Origin of the sequence: Kribbella pratensis, from assembly GCF_004366075.1 — a bacterium.
Lineage (GTDB): Bacteria > Actinomycetota > Actinomycetes > Propionibacteriales > Kribbellaceae > Kribbella > Kribbella pratensis.
Map to the genome: position 1 here is coordinate 604579 of NZ_SODU01000004.1, position 21195 is coordinate 625773.

The 21195-nt window shown below is 67.0% G+C and carries 19 protein-coding genes; 9 read left to right on the forward strand and 10 right to left on the reverse strand.

Features of this window, described 5'->3' with window-relative positions; translation table 11 throughout:
• Positions 1 to 655: 655 nt before the first annotated feature.
• Positions 656 to 1384, reverse strand: coding sequence for a hypothetical protein (locus tag EV137_RS35230; protein ID WP_134132441.1), 729 nt, complete (start codon positions 1382 to 1384; stop codon positions 656 to 658).
• Between the two features lie 437 nt (positions 1385 to 1821).
• Between EV137_RS35230 and EV137_RS35235 the strand changes: the two genes are divergently transcribed.
• Positions 1822 to 2295, forward strand: a complete 474-nt coding sequence (locus tag EV137_RS35235) for a TraR/DksA family transcriptional regulator (RefSeq protein WP_166680102.1) — start codon at positions 1822 to 1824, stop codon at positions 2293 to 2295.
• A 93-nt stretch (positions 2296 to 2388) separates the two neighbouring features.
• On the forward strand, positions 2389 to 4179 hold the full coding sequence (ctaD, locus tag EV137_RS35240; protein ID WP_134132443.1) for an aa3-type cytochrome oxidase subunit I: 1791 nt from the start codon (positions 2389 to 2391) through the stop codon (positions 4177 to 4179).
• Between the two features lie 27 nt (positions 4180 to 4206).
• Here ctaD and tal read toward each other — a convergent pair whose 3' ends face one another.
• The 3 genes from tal to EV137_RS35255 all read right to left on the reverse strand — a co-directional run bounded on the left by tal (position 4207) and on the right by EV137_RS35255 (position 7605).
• Positions 4207 to 5343: a transaldolase gene (tal, locus tag EV137_RS35245; protein WP_134132444.1), complete on the reverse strand. Its 1137-nt coding sequence runs from the start codon at positions 5341 to 5343 to the stop codon at positions 4207 to 4209.
• 55 nt (positions 5344 to 5398) lie between these two features.
• On the reverse strand, positions 5399 to 6151 hold the full coding sequence (locus EV137_RS35250; RefSeq protein WP_134132445.1) for a hypothetical protein: 753 nt from the start codon (positions 6149 to 6151) through the stop codon (positions 5399 to 5401).
• Between the two features lie 215 nt (positions 6152 to 6366).
• Positions 6367 to 7605: a PucR family transcriptional regulator gene (locus EV137_RS35255; RefSeq protein ID WP_134132446.1), complete on the reverse strand. Its 1239-nt coding sequence runs from the start codon at positions 7603 to 7605 to the stop codon at positions 6367 to 6369.
• A 178-nt stretch (positions 7606 to 7783) separates the two neighbouring features.
• Here EV137_RS35255 and EV137_RS35260 point away from each other — a divergent pair, with 178 nt between their 5' ends.
• From EV137_RS35260 to EV137_RS35285, 6 genes are all read left to right on the forward strand, one after another.
• Complete coding sequence (locus tag EV137_RS35260; RefSeq protein ID WP_166680103.1) at positions 7784 to 8776, forward strand: universal stress protein; 993 nt, start codon at positions 7784 to 7786, stop codon at positions 8774 to 8776.
• Positions 8773 to 11526: a pyruvate dehydrogenase (acetyl-transferring), homodimeric type gene (gene aceE / locus EV137_RS35265; RefSeq protein ID WP_134132450.1), complete on the forward strand. Its 2754-nt coding sequence runs from the start codon at positions 8773 to 8775 to the stop codon at positions 11524 to 11526. Before EV137_RS35260 ends, aceE begins: the two co-directional genes overlap by 4 nt.
• 35 nt (positions 11527 to 11561) lie before the next feature.
• Complete coding sequence (locus EV137_RS35270; protein WP_134132451.1) at positions 11562 to 12506, forward strand: NAD-dependent epimerase/dehydratase family protein; 945 nt, start codon at positions 11562 to 11564, stop codon at positions 12504 to 12506.
• Positions 12507 to 12723: 217 nt separating this feature from the next.
• The gene (locus EV137_RS35275; protein ID WP_130383205.1) at positions 12724 to 13155 is read left to right on the forward strand and encodes a DoxX family membrane protein; all 432 of its coding nucleotides are present in this window, start codon (positions 12724 to 12726) and stop codon (positions 13153 to 13155) included.
• A 33-nt stretch (positions 13156 to 13188) separates the two neighbouring features.
• Positions 13189 to 14229: a slipin family protein gene (locus EV137_RS35280; protein WP_166680104.1), complete on the forward strand. Its 1041-nt coding sequence runs from the start codon at positions 13189 to 13191 to the stop codon at positions 14227 to 14229.
• 157 nt (positions 14230 to 14386) lie between these two features.
• A complete protein-coding gene (locus EV137_RS35285) occupies positions 14387 to 15466 on the forward strand; it encodes an ABC transporter ATP-binding protein (RefSeq protein WP_134132452.1) in 1080 nt (359 codons plus the stop codon).
• A 346-nt stretch (positions 15467 to 15812) separates the two neighbouring features.
• Here EV137_RS35285 and EV137_RS35290 read toward each other — a convergent pair whose 3' ends face one another.
• Together EV137_RS35290 and EV137_RS35295 are read right to left on the reverse strand one after the other, a co-directional pair.
• Positions 15813 to 17231 (reverse strand): V-type ATP synthase subunit B, encoded by a 1419-nt coding sequence (locus tag EV137_RS35290; protein ID WP_134132454.1) that lies wholly within the window; start codon positions 17229 to 17231, stop codon positions 15813 to 15815.
• Positions 17228 to 18943, reverse strand: a complete 1716-nt coding sequence (locus EV137_RS35295) for a V-type ATP synthase subunit A (RefSeq protein ID WP_238175805.1) — start codon at positions 18941 to 18943, stop codon at positions 17228 to 17230. Before EV137_RS35295 ends, EV137_RS35290 begins: the two co-directional genes overlap by 4 nt.
• Between EV137_RS35295 and EV137_RS41630 the strand changes: the two genes are divergently transcribed.
• The gene (locus tag EV137_RS41630; RefSeq protein ID WP_238175810.1) at positions 18864 to 19049 is read left to right on the forward strand and encodes a hypothetical protein; all 186 of its coding nucleotides are present in this window, start codon (positions 18864 to 18866) and stop codon (positions 19047 to 19049) included. The two genes, EV137_RS35295 and EV137_RS41630, sit on opposite strands and share 80 nt — an antisense overlap.
• On the opposite strand, the gene EV137_RS35300 is transcribed toward EV137_RS41630, so the two are convergent.
• Genes EV137_RS35300 through EV137_RS35315 form a run of 4 tightly spaced genes read right to left on the reverse strand, consistent with a single transcriptional unit; the run spans position 19024 to position 21189 of the window.
• Complete coding sequence (locus EV137_RS35300) at positions 19024 to 19398, reverse strand: V-type ATP synthase subunit F (RefSeq protein WP_166680105.1); 375 nt, start codon at positions 19396 to 19398, stop codon at positions 19024 to 19026. The two genes, EV137_RS41630 and EV137_RS35300, sit on opposite strands and share 26 nt — an antisense overlap.
• The gene (locus EV137_RS35305; RefSeq protein ID WP_134132457.1) at positions 19395 to 20405 is read right to left on the reverse strand and encodes a V0D/AC39 family V-type ATPase subunit; all 1011 of its coding nucleotides are present in this window, start codon (positions 20403 to 20405) and stop codon (positions 19395 to 19397) included. Before EV137_RS35305 ends, EV137_RS35300 begins: the two co-directional genes overlap by 4 nt.
• Complete coding sequence (locus tag EV137_RS35310; RefSeq protein WP_134013040.1) at positions 20402 to 20968, reverse strand: V-type ATP synthase subunit E; 567 nt, start codon at positions 20966 to 20968, stop codon at positions 20402 to 20404. The genes EV137_RS35305 and EV137_RS35310 overlap by 4 nt, the downstream gene beginning before the upstream one ends.
• A complete protein-coding gene (locus tag EV137_RS35315; protein ID WP_134013038.1) occupies positions 20965 to 21189 on the reverse strand; it encodes a V/A-type ATP synthase subunit in 225 nt (74 codons plus the stop codon). Before EV137_RS35315 ends, EV137_RS35310 begins: the two co-directional genes overlap by 4 nt.
• Positions 21190 to 21195 lie beyond the last annotated feature (6 nt).

A 21195-nucleotide genomic window follows, 5' to 3' on the forward strand; every position in this document is an offset into this window, starting at 1 on the left:
TCCTGCCGGTGACCGGTCGGCGCCGGTTCGCGGTCGGGCGCCGCGCGGAGTTCGCCACGGTCGATCCAGGCGATCCGACCGTCAGGCATCCGCACCCGCCCGAGCTACCGGCGCAGATGACCTATAGGTCACGCCGCCTCGCGCAGTCGCCTCCGCACGAAGGTGACGCTTGGGTCGTCGCCACCGACTCTGTTCTCGGAGAATTGGATGCTCCTGCGGGCCTCCTCGAAGTTTCTTCGGCGATGTCCATGAGGATGCGCGGCCAATCTCCGCCGACGCCGACAAGGCACCTTGGCCACTACGACCCGGGTTTCACGTTGCAGATGTACACCCACCTGCTCCCGGTCTGCTCCGAGAGGAAGTCAGAGCGGGCCGGAAGCCCTTGCGAACAAGGCTATTTGAGCTCGGCGGAGGTCTTGCCGAGGAGGCGGGGGGCGACGATCAGTTGCTGGATCTGTTGGGTGCCTTCGAAGACGTCGAGGATCTCGGTGGTGCTCACCGGCCCTGGTGGCCAGAGCCTGCCAATATGGGCCCTGACCTGGGAAAACGCTGCTCATCGGCGCCCGCCGATGACCGTCGTTTGTCAGTGTCCCACGGAGCAGTGACGGAGCAGAACGCTCAGATCTGGACCGCTTCGGTCACACGGCGGCGAGGATCATTTGTCCGTGCCTTGGATCAGCGCGTCCCAGTCGATCGTCGTACTGCCAGCGGCTCCATCACCCAGGACGAACCTGCTGGGGTCGCCCGCCGCGCGAGCGCCTGAGGCGAGCCATGCAGCGACTCCGGGTGGATTCCGTCGCTCGAGTTCGTCGAGGAAGGCACGACGCGTCTCAATGATGCGTGAGCGCTCCGCCGGGGATTTGGCCTTCTCCAGAGCAGAGAAGCTGGCCCGCCACGCCAAGCACAAGGCATCATCACTCAGCTCGGCAGCCTCGGTTTCCGCGGAGATGGTCAACTCGGCTTCCCGCATGGTGCCGGCGGGCGCAGCGCTCGACATGTGCTCGTCCGGGTCCCGGCGCTCAGGCAGTTGTTCGTGCACTCCGAGCCAGCCGATCCAACGGCGCGCGACGTACGGCGATCCAACGACGGCCAGCGCCAGCACAAGCACCGCCATCGGTGCGCCCAGGAGCGACCCGAGTCCGACGAACGCTACGGTGCCCGCCCCGGAGACAGCCGTATTCGTGACAATCAAAGGCCACTGCTGTCGCTTGACCTGGGCGTCGTCTACTGGTGTAAGGGCGACCATGGTCGCGGCAGCGCCGGTCAACGCAGCGAGGACGAACAACAGGATCAGCGTCGGCAGATCCCATGTGAGCGCGGCCATCGCGCCGGTCACCCCGACGACAGCGCAGAAGCTCAGCCAGGCAACCCGGTGCACCCTCATCCTTCTCCTCCAACCTACGAGGCTCGTAGCTACAAGTCTGTTCTGAAACAGGAGTGACCCCTAGGGCAACGACCGGCGAACAGATCGCCCGAAGATCGCCGACGCCCGGCAATGAAGGCGGCTCGCAAGGAAGATCGTGCGCGTGCCGACTCAGGCAGACGTACGCCGGGAACGACGTTGCGAGGCATCCGAGCGGTCTGATCGGACCTTGACGGGCGTGCTGAGTCGATCGGGTTCGTGACTCGGTTGCCGGTCTTCGGCAGCGAAGCATGGTCGTGTTTGACCGGACTCGGGCATATCCGCCGCAGGGGTACGGCGGCATTGTGAGCTGTCAGCCGTGAACCGACCAACCGGCTGACCCTGTCGCGATGCAAGGAGGTCCTGTGATCGAGTCCAGATCTGTGGTCCCGCCTGGCGAACACCACCGTCGCGGGGACTTGGACGTCGACGCCTTCCGGGCGGATCTTGAGCAACACCGGCGGTTTCGGGTCGAGCAGCTCGACGAGCTCACGGCCGACCTGTGGGCCGGATCCGATGATGCGATCGACGAGGTGGCGTCCGCGTTGATGGCAGCTGCGGAGACGGCCCTAGCCGACATCGATGCCGCTTTGCACCGCATTGATGAGGGCTCTTACGGGCTGTGCCGGGAGTGCGGCGGCGCGATTGCCGTCGACCGTTTAATGGCGCTCCCGATGGCCGGCCTGTGCATGTTCTGCCAGTTCGCACAGGAGGCGAGCGGTCTACACGGCGAACATCCGCCATGGCGGCGTCGCGGCATGCGACCCGCCCCAGCACAGCCGTCGCCGACAGTTCCGCATCGTTCGGCGCATCCCGGACCACAGCCTCGAGACATCGTCGATATCTGGGGCTACGACTCCTTCCCAGCCAGCGATCCGCCGGCGAACTGGTGAAGGGCGACCCGCACAAGCGCGCCTATGGAGACCTGATGGAGAGCTCGTGGTGAATCTGACCCGTGGTACCTCGCGCGGCGCCGGAGCAGGACGATGACCGGCGTCGCGGAACGGGCGGCGACCAGCGCGGTCACAAGGGCAGACGGTCGCCGCCCACTGGGGCATGCGCTGGTGCGTGTCCTCACAACCACCGATCACAAGCTGATCGGGCAGATGTACCTGATCACGTCGTTCGCGTTCTTCCTGATCGGCGGCGTGATGGCACTGGTCATCCGCGCCGAACTGGCCAAGCCGGGCCTGCAGATCGTGAACGAAGAGGTCTACAACCAGCTCTTCACGATGCACGGCACGATCATGCTGCTGCTGTTCGCGACCCCGCTGTTCGTCGGCTTCGCCAACGTCATCATGCCGATCCAGATCGGCGCCCCCGACGTCGCGTTCCCGCGGCTGAACATGCTCAGCTACTGGCTGTTCCTGTTCGGCGGCCTGATCGCCTTCAGTGGCTTCTTCACCCCGGGCGGCGCGGCGAGCTTCGGCTGGACCGGCTACGCCCCGCTGTCGAACGCAGTGCGCTCACCCGGTGTCGGCGGCGACCTGTGGATCATGGGTCTGTGGATGGCCGGCTTGGGGACCATCCTGGGCGCGGTCAACTTCATCACCACGATCATCACCCTCAGGGCACCCGGGATGACGATGTTCCGGATGCCGATCTTCACCTGGAACACTCTCATCACCTCGATCATGGTGCTGATCGCGTTCCCGATCCTGGCCGCCGCGCTCCTGGTGCTGGAGGCCGACCGCATACTCGGGGCCCATGTCTTCGATGCCGCGAACGGCGGGCCGATACTTTGGCAGCACCTGTTCTGGTTCTTCGGGCATCCAGAGGTGTACATCATCGCGCTGCCGTTCTTCGGCATCGTGACCGAGATCCTGCCGGTGTTCAGCCGTAAGCCGGTCTTCGGCTACATGGGGCTTGTCGGCGCGACGCTGGCGATCGCCGCACTCTCGTTGACGGTGTGGGCACATCATATGTTCGTCACCGGTGCGGTGAGTTTGCCGTTCTTCTCGTTCATGTCGTTCCTGATCGCGGTGCCGACGGGGGTGAAGTTCTTCAACTGGATCGGGACGATCTGGGGTGGCTCGGTGTCGTTCGAAACCCCGATGCTGTGGTCGCTCGGGTTCATGACGACCTTCCTCTTCGGCGGTCTGACCGGCGTCATCCTGGCCTCGCCGACCTTGGACTTCCAGGTCACCGACACCTACTTCGTGGTCGCGCACTTCCATTACGTCGTCTTCGGGACAGTCGTCTTCGCGATGTTCGCCGGGTTCTACTTCTGGTGGCCCAAGTTCACCGGGCGGATGCTCGACGAGCGGCTCGGCAAGCTGCACTTCTGGATGTTGTTCATCGGCTTCCACACCACGTTCCTGGTGCAGCACTGGCTCGGTGTCGAGGGTATGCCGCGGCGTTATGCGTCGTACGGCGCCAACGAGGGCTTCACCACCCTCAACCAGGTCTCCAGCGTCGGCGCCTTTATCCTGGGCGCCTCGACGCTGCCGTTCCTCTACAACATCTACAAGACCTACCGCCGGGCACCTCTGGTGGGAGTGGACGACCCGTGGGGCTGGGGCCGCTCGCTGGAGTGGGCGACCAGCTCGCCGCCGCCGCGGCACAACTTCGAGAAGCTGCCCCGGATCAGATCCGAAAGCCCTGCGTTCGACAGGCACCACCCGGAAGTCGCACTGGCTGAGTACCGCGCCAACCGCGCGCCGGCGGACAACCTGCTGGACGCCGGCGACGACGAGGGCCGCGTGGAGAACCTGGAAGAGAACATCGAACAGGATCACTCCAACAGGCCGAGCCGCGGCGGTGACTCCGGTGAGTGACCTCACTCGCCGCTCGACGGAGCCGGTTCAGTCCTTGCTCCCGGCAAGGGGACTCGGGTCGCCTGCGGCCGGGTCTGCAGCCAGGTTTGTGAGGTTCGCCAGTACGTCTTGGTAGGCCTTGTTGAAGCTGGCGATGCCGTTGTCCTCCAGGGTGTGACCGACGGCAGTCATGTCGACTCCGACGGCCGTCAGCCGCTGCATCAGTTCGGTGGCCTGCGGCACACCGTTGTCGACGGTGCGCGTCATCGTGCCGTGGTCCTCGAAGGCCGCGATGGTTGCTTCGGGCAAGGTCGTGACCGTTTCGGGGCCGATGAGTTCCTCGACATAGCGGGTGTCGCGGTCCATGGGGTTCTTGGTGGAGGTCGAAGCCCACAGCGGACGCTGGACATCTGCGCCCAGTACCGCGAGGCGGTGCCAGCGCTTGGTAGAGAACCGTTCGGTGAACAACCTGTACGCCAGCTTGGCCTGCGCGACCGCGGCCTGGCCGCGTAGAGCCAGGGCCTCGTCCGTGCCGAGTTCCTCCAGCCGCCGGTCCACCTCGGTGTCGACCCGACTGACGAAGAACGAGGCGACGCTGCTGACAGTCGAAGGATCGCCGTCGTTGGCGGTGAACTTCTCCAGCCCGGACAGGTAGGCCTCGATGATCTCGGCGTACCGGGACAGGGAGAACAACAGCGTCACGTTGATGCTGGCACCCTCGCCGATCAATGTTTCGACGGCGGTGACGCCTTCCGCAGTTGCGGGAATCTTCACGAGCAGATTGGGCTGGGCGATACGACGGCGTAGCCAGCGCGCGGCGGCGATCGTGCCGGACGCGTCGTGAGCCAGCGCGGGGGACACCTCCACCGACACGAAACCATCGATGCAGTCACCCCCGTCGAAGACCGGTCGCAGTACGGCGAGCGCCTGACCGGCGTCAGAGATGACCAGTTCCCAGTAAGCCTCCTCCACCGACTTGCCGGCGGCCATCAGTTCCGAGAACTGTTCGTCGTAGTCGTGGGAGCCGATGATGCTCCGGGCGAAGATCGTCGGGTTCGCGGTGACGCCGCGGATCCCGTCGGCGACCATCCGCGCCAGGGTGCCGTCACGCAGGTAGGTGCGGGTGAGGTTGTCCAGCCACGGGCTCTGCCCGAAGTGGCCGTAAAGGTGTTCCAGCTTGGTCATCGTGTTCCCGGCTCTCCCTGGCATCCGCCAGCTGCTGCTATCAAGTTGTGGTTGTTCAGTTGTCCGTGTCGTGGAGCAGGTCGTCCCAGTCGATGGCGGCGCGACCTACCGCGCCGTCTCCCAGCACGAACCTGCTGGGGTCTCCGGCTGCTCTCGGTCCCGACGCCAGCCACGCGGCCATGCCGTGCGCGGTGCGGCGCTCGATCTCGTCGAGATACGCCCGCCGGTCGTCGACGACCCGTAACCGTTGCGTCGGCGAACTGGCTCTTTGCAGGGCGGAGAAGCTGGCCCGCCATGCCACGCAGAGGGCTGCGTCGCTGAGGGCGCCCACGGCGATACGCGGCTTGGACGCCACGTCCGGCTCGGCCCCCAGGATGGCGGCCGTCGCGGACTCTAACGAGAGCTCGAGGCGAGGCGGGGGTGCGGGCTGAGGTGACGAGCTGGTCAGGTGACCGTGTTCGGTGAGCCAGCGAAGGCAGCGCCGAATCTCGTACGGGGACCCGCCGACGATGATGAGCAGGAGGAGCACCGCTTTCGCAGCGCCCACCAGGTTGCCCAAGCCGACGAAGCAGACTGTGACACCCGCGGTGAGGGCTGTGCTTCTAGCCACGATCCGTCGTCGATCCCGCGGGGGGCGGCCGGGACCGTCGGGGTCCGCCAAAGCGACCATGGCCACGACTGCGCCCGTGAGTGCCGCGAGGATGAGCAGCATGATGACGTTCGTGAGTGACCACGTGAACGCCATGACTGCACCTAGTGCGCCGAACACACCGCAGAACAACAGCCAGAAGACTCGGTAGGCCTTCATGGTGTGTTCACCTGTCCCGTGGCGTCGGACGTGTCGAGGCGGGCGGCGACTGATCGGTCCACGACAAACCTCCTTGCGGCGGCGGGCCCTGCTCGTGCAGCTACGACTGTGCCGCGACGTCGCGATGACAGGTACGGCAACGATCGGCGAACCTGGGGCTCGGCTGTTGGCCGACGCCCGGCAACGATGGCCCCTCGGGAATCAGGGGCGGTCGGCTAGGCGTGGGCCTCCGAGCCGGATGGAAGGTCGCGGGCGGGCCAGTCAAGGAGTCGTGCGCCGAGGACGGCAATGTGCAACGTGAACCGTTGTGCCGGGTCGCCCGGGTCATGTCCGGTGAGGGTCTTGACCTTGTCCAGCCGGTAGGTGACGGTGCGAACTGACATGTTCAGCCGCCGGGCCGCCTCGGTTGCGACCTCACCGGTGGCGAAGTACGCCTCGAGAGTCTGCAGCAACGGCTCTGCGCCGCCGCGGGCCTGGGTCAGCGGGCCGAGCACAGCCTGGATGAGATCGACGATGGCGGCCTGGTCACGGATCAGAACCCGGTACACGAGCATGTCCTCTGCGTCGACGACAGCGGCGTCGAGCTGCAACCGGTCGGCCAGCGTCAGCGCTTCCCGCGCCTCCTCGTAGGAGCGGGCGATGCCGTACGAGCCGGGGTAGGGTCGGCCCGTTGTGACGCGCCATTCGCGGCCCGACCGGTGCCGGATCAACGCGTCGTGGATCAGGGTCCCCACTCCCTGTGTGGTGGTGCGGGGTGCCGTGCTGGAGGCGGTCGCCGGGATCAACACCACGAGAAGGCCTTCTTTGGTGGCGACGAGAACCTCACGGTCCCCGAAACGGTCGAGAATGAAGGCTTCCAGCGTGCTCACGCTCGTGTCGCCCTCGGAGAGGGTGTCAGCGGGGCGGGCCAGGACCACCTGGTGCGGTCGGCCGAGGTCGAGCCCGAATGGTTCCGCGCGCTCCACGATTCCGGCGACGTCAGGGTCGCCGCGCAGCAGATCGTCGATCAGTTCGCGGCGCAGCGATTCCTCCTGCCGGATCAGGTGCTGAGTGGCGATCTGGTAGCTGTCGACGAGGACGGCGCTCACTTCACCCACGGCGCGAAGTACTGCTTGTGCAGATGCGCGGACGGTGTCGCGGTCGCGGTACGGCACAACGTCGGGCAGGTCCCGCCACATCCGCCAGGCCGCGGACAGGTAGAGGTCGACGACGCGTCCGGCAGGGATGCCCTGTTCGGCGGCGCGGCGCCCGAGTTCACGCACGATCGCCAATTCATGTTCACGGGGGCGTCGCCCGGAGATCGCCGCGTCCGCGAGCAGCGTGAGGTATTCGACCAACAGCTCGAGCGGCGCCTGGGAGTCTCCAGCGGCCGCTTCTGCGATCGCCGTCAGCCATGCCTCATCCGCGCTGTTCGCGGCGGAACCGGGCCACCGCAGCCCCCCGGACTCGCTCATGCCACTCCCCTCGCACTGGATCTACGCAGGTCTCGGGCCATGTCCCAGTAGAGCATCGTTGCCGGACGTCGGCCATAAGCCTGGTCACAGGTTCGCCGATCGGTGCCCTACCTGCCTGACCGCTCGAGCGGCACAGTCGAAACCACTGGGGTACCAAGAGCTGAAGCGGAGCGGCGACATGACCAAGACAACTGCTGTAGTGAACCACGGCCGTCGGCCGGTCCTGGTGGGTGTCGACGGCTCGGTATCCGCGCAGGCCGCACTCGCCTGGGCGGCCGCCGAGGCGGCGTACAGCAGCTGCCCGCTGCACATCGTTCACACCTTCACCTGGCCGATGATCGGCGACCCCTTCGGCCTGCACCTGACCGAACATATGAACGACGGCCTCCGGGCTGCGGCCGGTTGGATCCTCGCCGAGGCGAAGGACCAGGCCCGCCAGGCTGCGCCCGACATCACGGTCACCGCCGAGTTGTTTGCTGCGGCCGCGGCACCGACGCTGCTGAGCCAGGCACAAGACGCGCAGTTGGTGGTCGTCGGCAGTCGAGGCCTCGGCGGCTTCCACGGCCTGCTGGTGGGGTCGGTCAGCTCCACCGTGGCTGCGCACGCCCCGTGCCCGGTGATCGTCGTTCACCCGCACCGAGACGGTACGGCGTTCCCTACGTCGCCGACCGGCCGGGTCGTAATAGGCGTCGACGGGTCGGAGGTCTCGGCCGCGGCGATCCGTTTCGCCTTCCAGGAGGCGGCACGCCGCCGCGTCGGAATCACCGCCGTACATGCCGCGATGCCGACCCGTCAGCACCCGTCACTGCGTGTCCCCGCGGACATCGTCGAGCAGGTCGACCGGCAACTGTTCGCGGAGGCGATGGAAAGCAAGCGGGTACTCATCCCCGGCATCGACGTGAAGACCAAACTCGTCCACAGCCACCCGGTCCAGGCGCTGCTCGACGAGGCTGACGGCGCCGAGCTGATCGTGGTCGGGTCGCGCGGGCGCGGCGGCTTCACCGGCATGCTGCTGGGCTCGGTCAGCCAGGCCGTGCTGCACCACGCCGCCTGTCCGGTCGCGGTCGTCCACCCCCACCGAACCAAGTCCGACAAGCCAAGGCCTGCCCAGCAGCCGATCCTCCAGATCGCCGCACCGCAGCGTTTCGCGGATCTGAAGGAGCTGTCATGACACCGACACCGCAAGGTCTGCCAGAAAGCCTTGGTTTGCACAGCCAACTGCTCGACCTGGACCCGTCGGAGACGCAGGAGTGGCTGGAGTCGATCGATCAGGTCGTCGACCACGCTGGGCAGAACAGGGCGCGGTACCTGCTGCTCAGCATCCTGCAGCGAGCACGCGACCGTCGCGTCGGTGTCGCGAATCTGCGCAGTACCGACTATCTCAATACGATCGCTCCCGATGCCGAGCCGGCCTTTCCCGGCGACGAGCACATCGAGCGGCGGATCCGGGCCTACAACCGCTGGAACGCCGCGGTCATGGTCCATCGCGCGCAGCGGCCCGGCATCGGCGTCGGCGGGCACATCTCCACCTACGCCTCCGCAGCGGCGCTGTTCGAGGTCGGCTTCAACCACTTCTTCCGCGGCCACGACGCCCCCGGCGGCGGCGACCAGATCTACTTCCAAGGACACGCCTCCCCCGGCATCTATGCCCGCGCATTCCTGGAAGGGCGACTCACCAGCGACCAGCTCGACGGCTTCCGGCAGGAGATCTCCCATGCCGATATGGGTGGCGGGTTACCGTCGTACCCTCATCCCCGGCTGATGCCGGACTTCTGGGAGTTCCCCACGGTCTCCATGGGCCTCGGACCGCTCAACGCGATCTACCAGGCTCGCTTCAACCGGTACCTGCACAACCGTGGCCTCAAGGACACCAGCCAGCAGCGCGTATGGGCATTCCTCGGCGACGGTGAGATGGACGAACCGGAGTCTCTCGGCGCGATCGGAGTGGCGGCCCGTGAAGAACTCGACAACCTGATCTTCGTGGTCAACTGCAACCTGCAGCGCCTCGATGGCCCCGTCCGCGGCAACGGCAAAATCATCCAGGAACTCGAGTCGTACTTCCGCGGCGCCGGCTGGAACGTCATCAAGGTGATCTGGGGCCGCGAATGGGATCCGCTGCTGGCCGCCGACACCGACGGCGCACTGCTCAACCTGATGAACACCACACCGGACGGCGACTTCCAGACCTACAAGGCGGAGTCCGGCGCGTTCGTGCGCGAGCACTTCTTCGGTCGCGACCCGCGCACCGCGGCCATGGTCGAGCATCTGTCCGACAACGAGATCTGGAACCTCAAACGCGGTGGTCACGACTATCGCAAGTTGTACGCCGCGTATCGGGCAGCCACCGAGCACACCGGGCAGCCCACGGCGATCCTGGCCAAGACCATCAAGGGATGGACGCTGGGCTCCCACTTCGAGGGCCGCAACTCCACCCACCAGATGAAGAAACTCACCCTCGACGATCTCAAGGGTTTCCGCGACCGGCTGTTCCTCGATATCCCCGACTCGGCGCTCGACGCGGTCAAACCGCCGTACCACCGGCCACCGGAGGACTCGCCGGAACTGCAATACCTGCACGAGCGTCGCCGCGCTCTCGGCGGGTACCTGCCCGCCCGCAGAGTCACCAGCAAACCGCTCACGCTGCCGGGCGAGGCCGCGTACGCAGTCGCACGGCGCGGCTCAGGCCGGCAAGAGGTCGCCACCACGATGGCGTTCGTCCGGCTGCTCAAGGACCTCATGAAAGACCCTCAGATCGGTCACCGATTTGTGCCGATCATCCCCGACGAGGCCCGCACCTTCGGCCTGGATTCCCTCTTTCCGTCCAAGAAGATCTACTCCCCGCACGGACAGCATTACCTTTCGGTCGATCGCGGGCAGATGCTGAGCTATCAGGAAGACGTCCGAGGTGTCCTTCTGCATGAGGGCATCACCGAGGCCGGCTCCGCCGCGTCCTGGACGGCCGCGGGTACGTCGTACGCCACCCACGGTGAACCGATGATCCCGCTGTACATCTTCTACTCGATGTTCGGGTTCCAGCGCACCGGCGACCAACTCTGGGCAGCCGCGGACCAGATGACCAGAGGATTCCTGCTCGGAGCCACCGCAGGCCGAACCACCCTGAACGGTGAAGGCCTCCAGCACCAGGACGGCCATTCGTTGCTACTGGCATCCACCAATCCCGCGTGCATCGCGTACGACGCGGCCTACGCCTTCGAACTGGGCCACATCACCGCCGACGCACTCCGGCGCATGTACGGCGAACCGCGACCAGGCGAAGACCAGAACGTCTTCTACTACCTCACCCTCTACAACGAACCGGTCCCGCAGCCGGCCGAACCCGATCAGATCGACATCGACGGCATTCTCGCCGGGATGCATTGCTACTCCCCCGCCCCCGATGGCGACGGCCCGAAGGCACAAATCCTTGCCTCCGGCATCGCGATGCCCTGGGCGCTGGAGGCGCAACACCTCCTGCACACCGACTGGGGCGTCCAGGCCGACGTGTGGTCGGTGACGTCCTGGACCCAACTACGCCGTAACGCCCTCGCCGCAGAGGAGTGGAACCAGTCCCACCCCGACCAGCCTCCCCGCGTTCCCTATGTCACGCGGCGGCTGGCCGACACCGCCGGTCCCGGACTCGCGGTCTCGGACTGGATGCGTGCCGTGCCCGACCAGATTGCTCCGTTCGTCCGCAGGCCTTGGACGTCACTGGGCACCGACGGATTCGGCCACTCCGACACCCGCGCCGCACTCCGCCGCCACTTCGGAATCGACGCACAATCAATCGCCGTGCGGACGCTGCAGCAGCTGGCCGACTCCAAAGACCTGGACGAGTCGGTCCCGCGGTCAGCCAGAACGACGTACCTGGCTGGACAAGCGAAGGCACGCCCGACGTCCGGCGGCGATGACAACACCAAGTAGACGACCACTGGCAGGAACGCGTTCCAGGAGGAGCCATGCGAGCGTTCGTGGCCGGTGCAACCGGAGTCATCGGTCGCCGGCTGCTGCCACTGCTCACCTCCCAAGGCCATGAGGTGATCGGGTTGGCTCGCTCGTACGGCGCCGCCGTCGAGGTCGAGCTGCTAGGAGCCGTGGTCGCCGAGGCCGATGCGCTGGACTCCAGCGCGCTGAGCCGCGCCGTCAAGGATGCTGCACCCGACGCGGTCGTTCACCTGCTCACCGCGATCCCGGCCAGGATCAATCCGCGCCGGATGAGCCGCGACCTGGCGCAGACCAACCGTCTTCGCACCGAAGGCACCCGCAACCTGCTGTACGCCGCCGAACAGGCCGGCGTGAAACGCATCATCAGCCAAGGCCTGGCCTGCATCTACGAACCGAACACGTGGGTCCCGGCCACTGAAGTCACGCCGTTATGGCGGGATCCACCCAGACAGTTCGCCCCGGTCTTCGCCGCCTTGAGGTCGCTTGAAGAGCGGACCAGGCAGGCAGATGGACTTGTACTGCGCCTGGGACAGCTCTACGGCCACGGCACGATCTATGGCAGACACGGATCATTCGTCCGTCAGGTACAGGCCGGGAAGATACCGCTCATCGGCTCCGGCGACGGCACCTTCTCCTTCACCCACGTCGGCGACGCCGCCTCGGCCATCGCCGCTGCTCTGCACAGCCAGGTGCGCGGCGCACTGAACGTGGTCGATGACGAACCCGCACCGATCCGCGAATGGCTGCCTGTCCTGGCCGAACTGCTAGAGGCTCCCCCACCGAAGCACATACCCGTGGCCCTTGCCAGATTGACCGCCGGCGCCTGGGGAGTCGCCTTCATGAACCAGCTGCGCGGCGCCGACAACGCCCTCGCCCGGCGCACCCTCGACTGGGCCCCGCACTACAGCTCATGGCGACAGGGGTTCGCCGCGGAACTGACCCACGCCGCGCATCCCTGATCCCAGCGGCGACACCACGAACCACGCGGCAACACATCCTGTTCCGTCCCTGACACGCACCGCCGGGACACCGTTGGCACTACCAACGTACCGGCGGGCCGCGCGTTGCCGATCTTCGGCAACCAGACAGGCGCCAAGTCAGCCGACCAGGGGCGGTGTCAGACCGCGGCCGTCAGACAAGCATGGAAGTACATCGACGCTCTAGAAGGAGCAGATTATGAGTACTGAGGGGCGCACTGCCCGCACGCCAAGCCGGGAGACACTGTCGGACCCGGCGTACCAGGCTTTCCTGGTTCTGCGAACCGTCTTCACCGTGGCGCCGATCGTGTTCGGCCTGGACAAGTTCGCCAACCTGCTCACCGACTGGCCCGGCTACCTGGCCCCCTGGATCAACGACATCGTCCCCGGCTCCGGACAAGACGCCATGTACCTCATCGGCGTCATCGAGATCGTCGCCGGCATCGCGGTCGCTCTCATCCCCCGGTACGGCGCACTGCTCGTCGCAGCCTGGCTCGCGGGCATCATCATCAACCTGCTGACCCTCTCAGGCTTCTACGACGTCGCCCTGCGCGACTTCGGTCTCCTCGTCGCCGCCCTCGCACTGGCCCGCCTCGCCACCAAATACGCCCCCGCACGACACAGTTCCTGACGAGACCGCAGGCAACGTTCAAAGGGAGAAGCAATGATCATCCTTTACCTGCTACTCACAGCGGTGGTTGGCGGCCTGATCGGGTCGGCGATGTGTGTCCGCGTGGTCAAACAGTTCGAGCGCGGCGTCGTGTTCCGGTTCGGCCGGGTGCGTCCCGCGATCCGGCCGCCTGGCCTCGCCTTGCTGGTACCGATTGCCGACCGGCTGCAGAAGGTCAACATGCAGATCATCACGATGCCGGTCCCAGCCCAGGACGGCATCACCCGCGACAACGTCACAGTCCGCGTCGACGCGGTGGTCTACTTCAACGTGATCGACCCGGTCCGCGCGGCCGTCGACGTCGAGGACTACATCTCGGCCATCGGCCAGGTCGCGCAGACATCGCTGCGCTCGATCATCGGCAAGAGCGACCTGGACGACCTGCTGTCCAACCGGGAACGCCTCAACCAGGGCATGGAGCTGATGATCGACAGCCCGGCCTTGGACTGGGGCGTCCACATCGAAAGGGTCGAGATCAAGGACGTCGCCCTGCCAGAGACGATGAAGCGGTCGATGTCGCGCCAGGCCGAGGCCGAACGGGAACGCCGGGCCCGCATCATCACCGCGGACGGCGAACTCCAGGCCTCGGAGAAGCTGGGCCAGGCCGCCGAGGTGATGACCAAGCACCCGGCCGCCCTGCAATTGCGGCTGCTGCAGACCGTCGTCGAAGTGGCCGCCGAGAAGAACTCCACGCTGGTGCTACCTTTCCCGGTCGAACTGCTCCGGTTCCTAGAGCGATCGACGCCGGCCGAGAGCCCCCAGCCCGCCACTGCAGGCTCGGTGCCCGATGCGGCACCGGCCGCGAAGAACGGCGACGCCGTGTCGGATCGGTCGACGGGCGGCGAGATCGCGCAGTCCCAATCAGTCACGGGACCCGCCTCCTTACACCGATCGCAGCCACCGCAAATGGTGACGGCGACGGCACCGGCTCTCCCCGGCCCAGTCGCGACCGTGCCTCCGGGAACGACCGAGGCGGCACACAACCGGTGGGGCGGACTTCATTCCGGGAGCGCAGACCCGGCGTGGCAGCCGTGAGCCGTGGGCATCAAGGCCGGCCTGTGCCCTGGAAGCGCTGATCGCGTACGCGGCCAGTCGGCCACGTAGCAGCGGCAATGGGGATGGCTGACCCAGTCGCTCAGGTTTTGGTCGGCCAGATCCCCAGGTACGCAGGTGCCAGTAAAGGAAGCGCGACATGGCAACCGTCTCGTTCAAGGGAGCCACTCGGGTGTATCCGGGCTCCGACATCCCCGCCGTCGACGGGCTGGACCTCGACATCGCCAACGGCGAGTTCGTGGTCCTCGTCGGCCCGTCGGGTTGCGGCAAGTCCACCTCGCTGCGAATGCTCGCCGGTCTTGAAGAGGTCAACGAGGGCAAGATCTACATCGGCGACCGCGATGTCACCAACTTTCCGCCGAAGGAGCGGGACATCGCGATGGTGTTCCAGAACTACGCGCTCTATCCGCATATGACCGTGGCGGACAACATGGGCTTCGCCCTCAAGATGCAGAGCCTGCCCAAGGACGAGCGGGTCAAGCGCGTCACCGAGGCGGCCAAGCTGCTCGGTATCGAGGAATACCTCGACCGCAAGCCGAAGGCCCTGTCCGGCGGTCAGCGCCAGCGCGTCGCGATGGGCCGCGCGATCGTCCGGAACCCGCAGGTCTTCCTGATGGACGAGCCGCTGTCCAACCTCGACGCCAAGCTGCGCGTCCAGACCCGCACCCAGATCGCCGAATTGCAGCATCGGCTGGACGTCACCACCGTCTACGTCACCCACGACCAGATCGAGGCCATGACGATGGGCGACCGCGTCGCCGTCCTTCGCGATGGCGTGTTGCAGCAGGTCGACACCCCACTGAAACTCTACGACCGGCCCAAGAACGTGTTCGTCGCGGGCTTCATGGGATCGCCGGCGATGAACCTCATCGAGGCCCAAATCACCGACGGCGGCGCGAAGATCGGCGACTACATCGTCCCGATCGAGCGCCGCCTGCTGGCCAAGACCGGAGACGACCAGACGCTGATACTGGGGATCCGACCGGAGGCCTTCCAGCTCGCGGACGAAGGGCTGCCCGTCAGGGTCGGGGTGATCGAGGAACTCGGCTCGGACGCGTTCCTCTACGGCACCGCGGAGCACTCCACCCTGAGCCAGCACATCATCGCGCGGATCGGCACCCGGCTGCACAGCGAGAACGGCGCCATCGTGCACCTAGCTGCGCAGCCCGACAAGCTGCACCTCTTCTCGACCTCTACCGGGCTGCGCCTCACCGCCTGACCGCTTCGTATCGAAGCGGGTCCCGTGTAGCGCGGTCCTCGCAACACTTCGAGTTGAGGAGTTGCGAGGACACGTCGTTTCTGATGACTGTGTGCTGATCTGCTGCGGTTGCTGGACGCTCGGGTGTCGGTCGCTGGTGTGCGAATTCCCGGGGCCGGCGCACCAACTAGCTCCAGTCTTCGACACAGCCGCTGCATTGAGTTCGTGGTGACTGCTGGTGAGGCCCACCGCTAGAGCTCCTCCGCCGCGGACCGTGCTGGCTGTCAGTCGTTGGCGCCAGGGTAGCTCTTCGACCCCCTTGGGATCCTGAGGATCGTCAGGGCCCAGACGAGTGGGGGAACATGCTTCAAGCATCGGTCGCTGTCACGGACGCCTCGTGGTGGTAATGCGCAAGTTGTTCAGCGCTGACGCGTTTGAGCTCGGCTGCCGGGAAGGGTGCCAGGAGTTGCCAGCCCACATCGAGGGTCTCGGTCAGAGTACGGCGGGCTGGTCCTTGGCCGAGATAGGTGCGTTCGAAGGCGGCGGCGAAGGCCAGATAGCACCGGTCCTCTGTGGGTAGTCCGCTCTCGCCGACGATCGACATCAGCCGTCGGACCTCACGGCCGCGGGCGTAGCAGGCGTACAGCTGGTCGGCGAGGCCGCGGTGATCGTCTCGGGTCTTGCCGACGCCGATGCCTGCGTTCATCAGGCGCGACAGTGACGGCAGTACGTCGATCGGTGGCTGGATGCCTTGCCGGTCGAGTTCACGCGACAACACGATCTGGCCTTCGGTGATGTAGCCGGTGAGGTCCGGGATCGGATGCGTGATGTCGTCGTCGGGCATGGTGAGAATCATCAGTTGGGTCAGTGATCCGGCGCCCCCGCGGACCCGTCCGGCCCGTTCGTACAGCGAGGCCAGGTCGGTGTACATGTACCCCGGGTACCCCCGGCGGCCCGGCATCTCCTCCCGCGCGGCGGAGATCTCGCGCAGCGCTTCGCAGTACGCCGTCATGTCGGTCATCACGACCAGGACGTGCCGGTGCTGTTCGAACGCCAGGTATTCGGCCATGGTGAGCGCGACCCTCGGGGTCAGCAGCCGTTCGATCGTGGGATCGTCGGCCAGGTTGAGCAGGAGCACGCTGCGCGCGGCAGCCCCACCGGTCAGGAACTCCGTGCGGAAGAACTCCGCCTCCCGGCGAGTGACGCCCATTGCGGCGAAGATGACCACGACCTCGCCATCGTCGCCGGGCACGCGTGCCTGCGCGGCGATCCGGGCGGCCAGGCTGTTCGCAGGAAGCCCAGCGCCGGAGAAGATCGGCAATTTCTGTCCTCGGACGAGCGTGGTGAGTCCGTCGATCGCCGAGACGCCGGTCTCGATGAACTGGTCGGGGTGTGCGCGGGTGATCGGGTTGAGCGGCAGTCCGTTGACGTGGCGGTAGTCGTCCGGGACGGGTTGCGGGCCGTTGTCACGTGGCCTGCCGGCTCCGTCGAGGACGCGGCCGAAGTAGTCGGTGCCTACGCCGGTCCTGGCGGCGCGCCCACGGGTGAGGACGGAGGTTTCCCGGCGACCGATGCCGGCGGTTCCGCCGAAGACCTGGACGACGGCCAGCGACCGGTCGAGCTCGAGGACCTGGCCTTCCCGGACCGGGCCGTCGCCGGTTTCGATCTCGACCAGTTCGCCGTACCCGACGCCGTCCATCCCGTCCACAATGATGAGTGGCCCGGCAACCCGGGTCACGGTACGGTGCCCGACGGTGAAAGGGACACGGGCGCCGGTGGTGGTCACAGCGAGCTCATTTCTTCGGCGATCCGCCGGGTCAGGTGAATGGCGGAGTCGTCGATGTCGTCGGGTGGCCAGCGGCGCATCCGGCCGAGTTCGGCCAGCACACTCGCTGCCGTGATGTCGGTAATGGCGACGCCCTGCTGGAGCGCTGACCTCATTGCGGCGCCGGCCTCGTGAACAACGCGCAGCATCGCCAGCAGCCGTTGTGGTGGACAGGACGCGTCGAGGTCGTCGAACGAGGACTGTTGAAGCAGGTCTTCTCGCAGGGCTTGCCCGATGCGCAGGGTGATGCGTTGCTCGGCGGCCAGCGCTTCGACGCCGAGCAGGGACACCACTTCCTGCAAGGCCCCTTCGTCTTGCAGGGCTGCCGCCGCCCACCGGCGTAGCGGCGACCAGTCCGGGCCGATCTCCCGGTCGAACCATGCGTCGAGGCCGTACTGCGAGAAGCTGCGTAGCCAGTTCACCGCAGGGAAATGACGTTGCCGGGACAGTGCGGTGTCGAGCGCCCAGAAGCAGCCCGCGAGCCGCAGGCTGTTCTGGGTGATGGGCTCGGAGAAGTCACCGCCGGCCGGTGAAACGGCGCCGACGATCGTCACCGACCCGGTACGTTCCGGCGTGCCGAGGCATTGGACCGCGCCGGCGCGTTCGTAGAAGCCGGCCAGGCGCGTGGCCAGGTAGGCGGGGTAGCCGTCCTCGGCGGGCATCTCCTCCAGCCGGCTCGACACCTCACGCAGCGCCTCCCCCCAGCGGCTGGTCGAGTCGGCCATCATGGCGACGTCGTAGCCCTGGTCCCGGTAGTACTCCGCGATCGTGATCCCGCTGTAGATGCTGGCTTCCCGGGCCGCGACCGGCATGTTGGACGTGTTCGCGATCAGCACGGTCCGCTCCATCAGCGGGGCACCGGTGCGCGGATCGGTCACTCCGGGGAACTCTTCGAGCACCTCGGTCAGTTCGTTGCCGCGTTCGCCGCAACCGACGTAGACGACGACGTCTGCGTTCGAGAACTTGGCCAGGGCCTGTTCCAGCACGGTCTTACCGGTCCCGAATCCACCAGGAATGATCGCGCTTCCGCCCCGGGCGACCGGAAACAGCAGGTCGAGGACCCGCTGGCCGGTGATCAGCGGCACGGTCAGCGGTAGCCGGTTCGCGACCGGGCGAGCCAGGCGCAACGGCCATCGACGCATCATCGCCACCGGATGCCCATCGATGTCGACGACAGGATCAACGACAGTGGCCGGTCCGGGGTGGACCGCGGTGACGACCCCAGTGATGCCTGTCGGCACGAGAATCCGATGCTCGACGGCGCGTCCCTCCGGAACCGATCCCAGCAGATCGCCGGGTCCGACCCGATCCCCGACCTCGACGACGGGCCGGAAGTCCCAACGCTGGTCGCGGTCCAGCCGCGGCGGGTCCGCGCCTCTGGCGATGTAGAGGTTGCCGTCCGTGCTCAAGTTGGTCAGCGGACGCTGGGTTCCGTCGAGGATGCCGCCGAGCAGTCCGGGGCCGAGTTCGGCGTACAGCGGTTCACCGGTCGCCACGACCGGATCGCCGACCTGCAGGCCGGTGGTGTCTTCGAAGACCTGCATCACCACCAGGTCGCCGTCGAGCTTGATGACCTCGCCCAGGAGCTGTTCGATGCCGACCCGCACCACGTCGAACAAGCGCGTATGGGGCAAGTCGGTGGCGCTGACCACCGGGCCGGAGATCCTGACCACCCTGCCGCTGTCGGTGGTCACCTGCCTGGCCTGTCCGGGCCGCCTCGGCTCGACCGGCTCGGTGCGTGGTCTGGTCGTAGTCATTCCGAGCCTCCGCTGGGGGTGAAGGTGATCTGGTAGCCGATCGCCCGGGCCAGCAGGTCACGCAGCGCTGCGTCCTTGGCCGCGGAGACATCGCCGTCCTCGTCGGGCAGGGTGAGGATGAGCGGGGAGGTCTGTTTGGTCCAGGTCGCGCGGACCGACGGTGCAACGAGCGACCAGAGTGCCCCGTGGACGGCGATGACTGCGGCCTGGCCGTCGGCGATCTCCTGGGTGACCGCGGCGACGGTCTGGTCGGCGTTGCCGGCGGTGATGGTTCGGGCGCCGCCGAGACGAAACCCCGTGGCCGTGGCAGGGGTGGCGACAACCAGTGCGTCGGTCATGGATTTGTACTTCCCGGGCGGTGTCGTGTTCATGGAACGAGCAGGTCTCGGACGTCGTGAGCCTGGGCCGTGCCGGCGAGCAGGAGCCGGATCGTGCGCGCTTCGCATTCGGCGGCCAGGACGTAGCCGACCGGCACGGTGGCGCCCAGGGGGTCGCCGCGGCGCAGGCCGCGCACCGCCTGTCGCCAGAGCTGCACGTCCAGATCCCATTCGAGCGCAGGGAGGTCCTTGTTGTGGAGGTGTCGTTCGAGGGGCTGCCGCCAGTTGGGGTAGGTGGCGATCGCGGGCTGCGGATCGCCGCGCCGCGCGGCCAGCAGCGCCGGCTCGGGGACCAGCCCGGTGGGCAGAAGACGCGGTGTCTGGAGTGCTGGGTCGCGCAGGACGGCAAGCAGGTTGGCCCGGTCGCATTCGGCCTGGATAAGCTCGAGGACTGGGCGGGCGGCGCGACCGATCCATTCCAGCCTGTCGGTCCAACCGTCGATCGCGGCTGCCGCGATGGTGGTCTCGAACTCGTCCGAATCGCCGGTCAGCTCGTAGCGTTCCCAAGCCGCCGGGAGCGCTCGAGCGGTGAGCGTGTCGGGGAGCCGATGGGTGGCCATTCGGATGACTGCTGTTGTGCCGTCGGATGCTGCGGCGATGTCGGCGGCGGCTCGGTGATCGATCGCACCGACCCCCATCACCGCAGCGAGCCGGACGGCAGCGGGCTGCCCGGTGCGTGCGCCCCGTAGCAGCGCAAGTGCGTCTTGCAGGTCGTGCCGGGCCAGGAGCACCCCGACCGCGGCACCGGCAATGCCGCCGTACAGTCCCCGCACTCCGCGCAGCAGGTCTCGCAGTCGGCGCCCGACCGAATCGAGCAACTGCCGGTCGTCTCCTTGGTCGCGGTTCAGGTAGGCGCGGTAGGCCGACGAGGCGGCGAGCCGTTCGGCGACCGCGCCGCCGGAGACACCGGCGAGCTGGTCGTAGTCGACGGGGCCGAGCAGTGCGGGCAGCCGGGCCCGCAGGCGAGTGTTGCCGGTGATGAAGTCGGGGCGGGGCGTCATGAGTCCTGGTTCCAGGAGCCGCTCAGTTCGGCGCGGGTCTCCGGCCAGATGTTCGCCAGCCGGGTGAGGTAGGTGTTGTCGATGTAGTGGCCTTGGTCGTCCTCGGCGATGGCGCCGCCGTGTTCGAGGTCGGCGACGATCTGGACCGTGGATTCGGGCCCCAGCGTCACAGCGTCGGCCGGATGAACGTGAACTGTCGTAGCCTGCGGCAGCGCCGCGACAGCTTCCTCCAGACTGGCGGCCGCCATCGCCGGGCCTTCCGGGCTGCCGGGTACGGCGAGCAGTCGCTCGCGTGCCTGGCTGAGGACCTCTTCCAAGGCGTCGTCGCGAACAGTCCGGACCGCCCGACGGGCATTGAACCGCGCGGTGACCAACAGGGTCTCCGCCTCCTGCCGGGCTGCGGCTTCGGCTGCTGTCACGACGTCGGCATGGATCTTCGCGCCTCGCTCGTGCGCCTCGGCGAGAAGCTGAGCTGCTTGCCGGCGCCTGTCCTGCTGAGCCTTCTCGTGCTCGGCGGCTCCTTCTTCCTCCAGTGCGGTGAGCAGATCGCGCAGCGCCATCATTTGCCGCCGAGCAGCAAGATAATCATTGCGGAGACCGCGAAACCGAGGATGACCAATGTCTCCGGAATGGCCACCAGCAGGATCGCGCGGCCGGTCAGTTCGGGCTTCTCAGCTACCGCGCCCATCGCAGCGGCCCCGATGCGTGCCTGGGCATAGCCGGTGGCCAGTGCGGCAAGCCCGACGGCGAGGCCGGCGGCGAGGGCGATGAGTCCGAGTTCCATGATGTT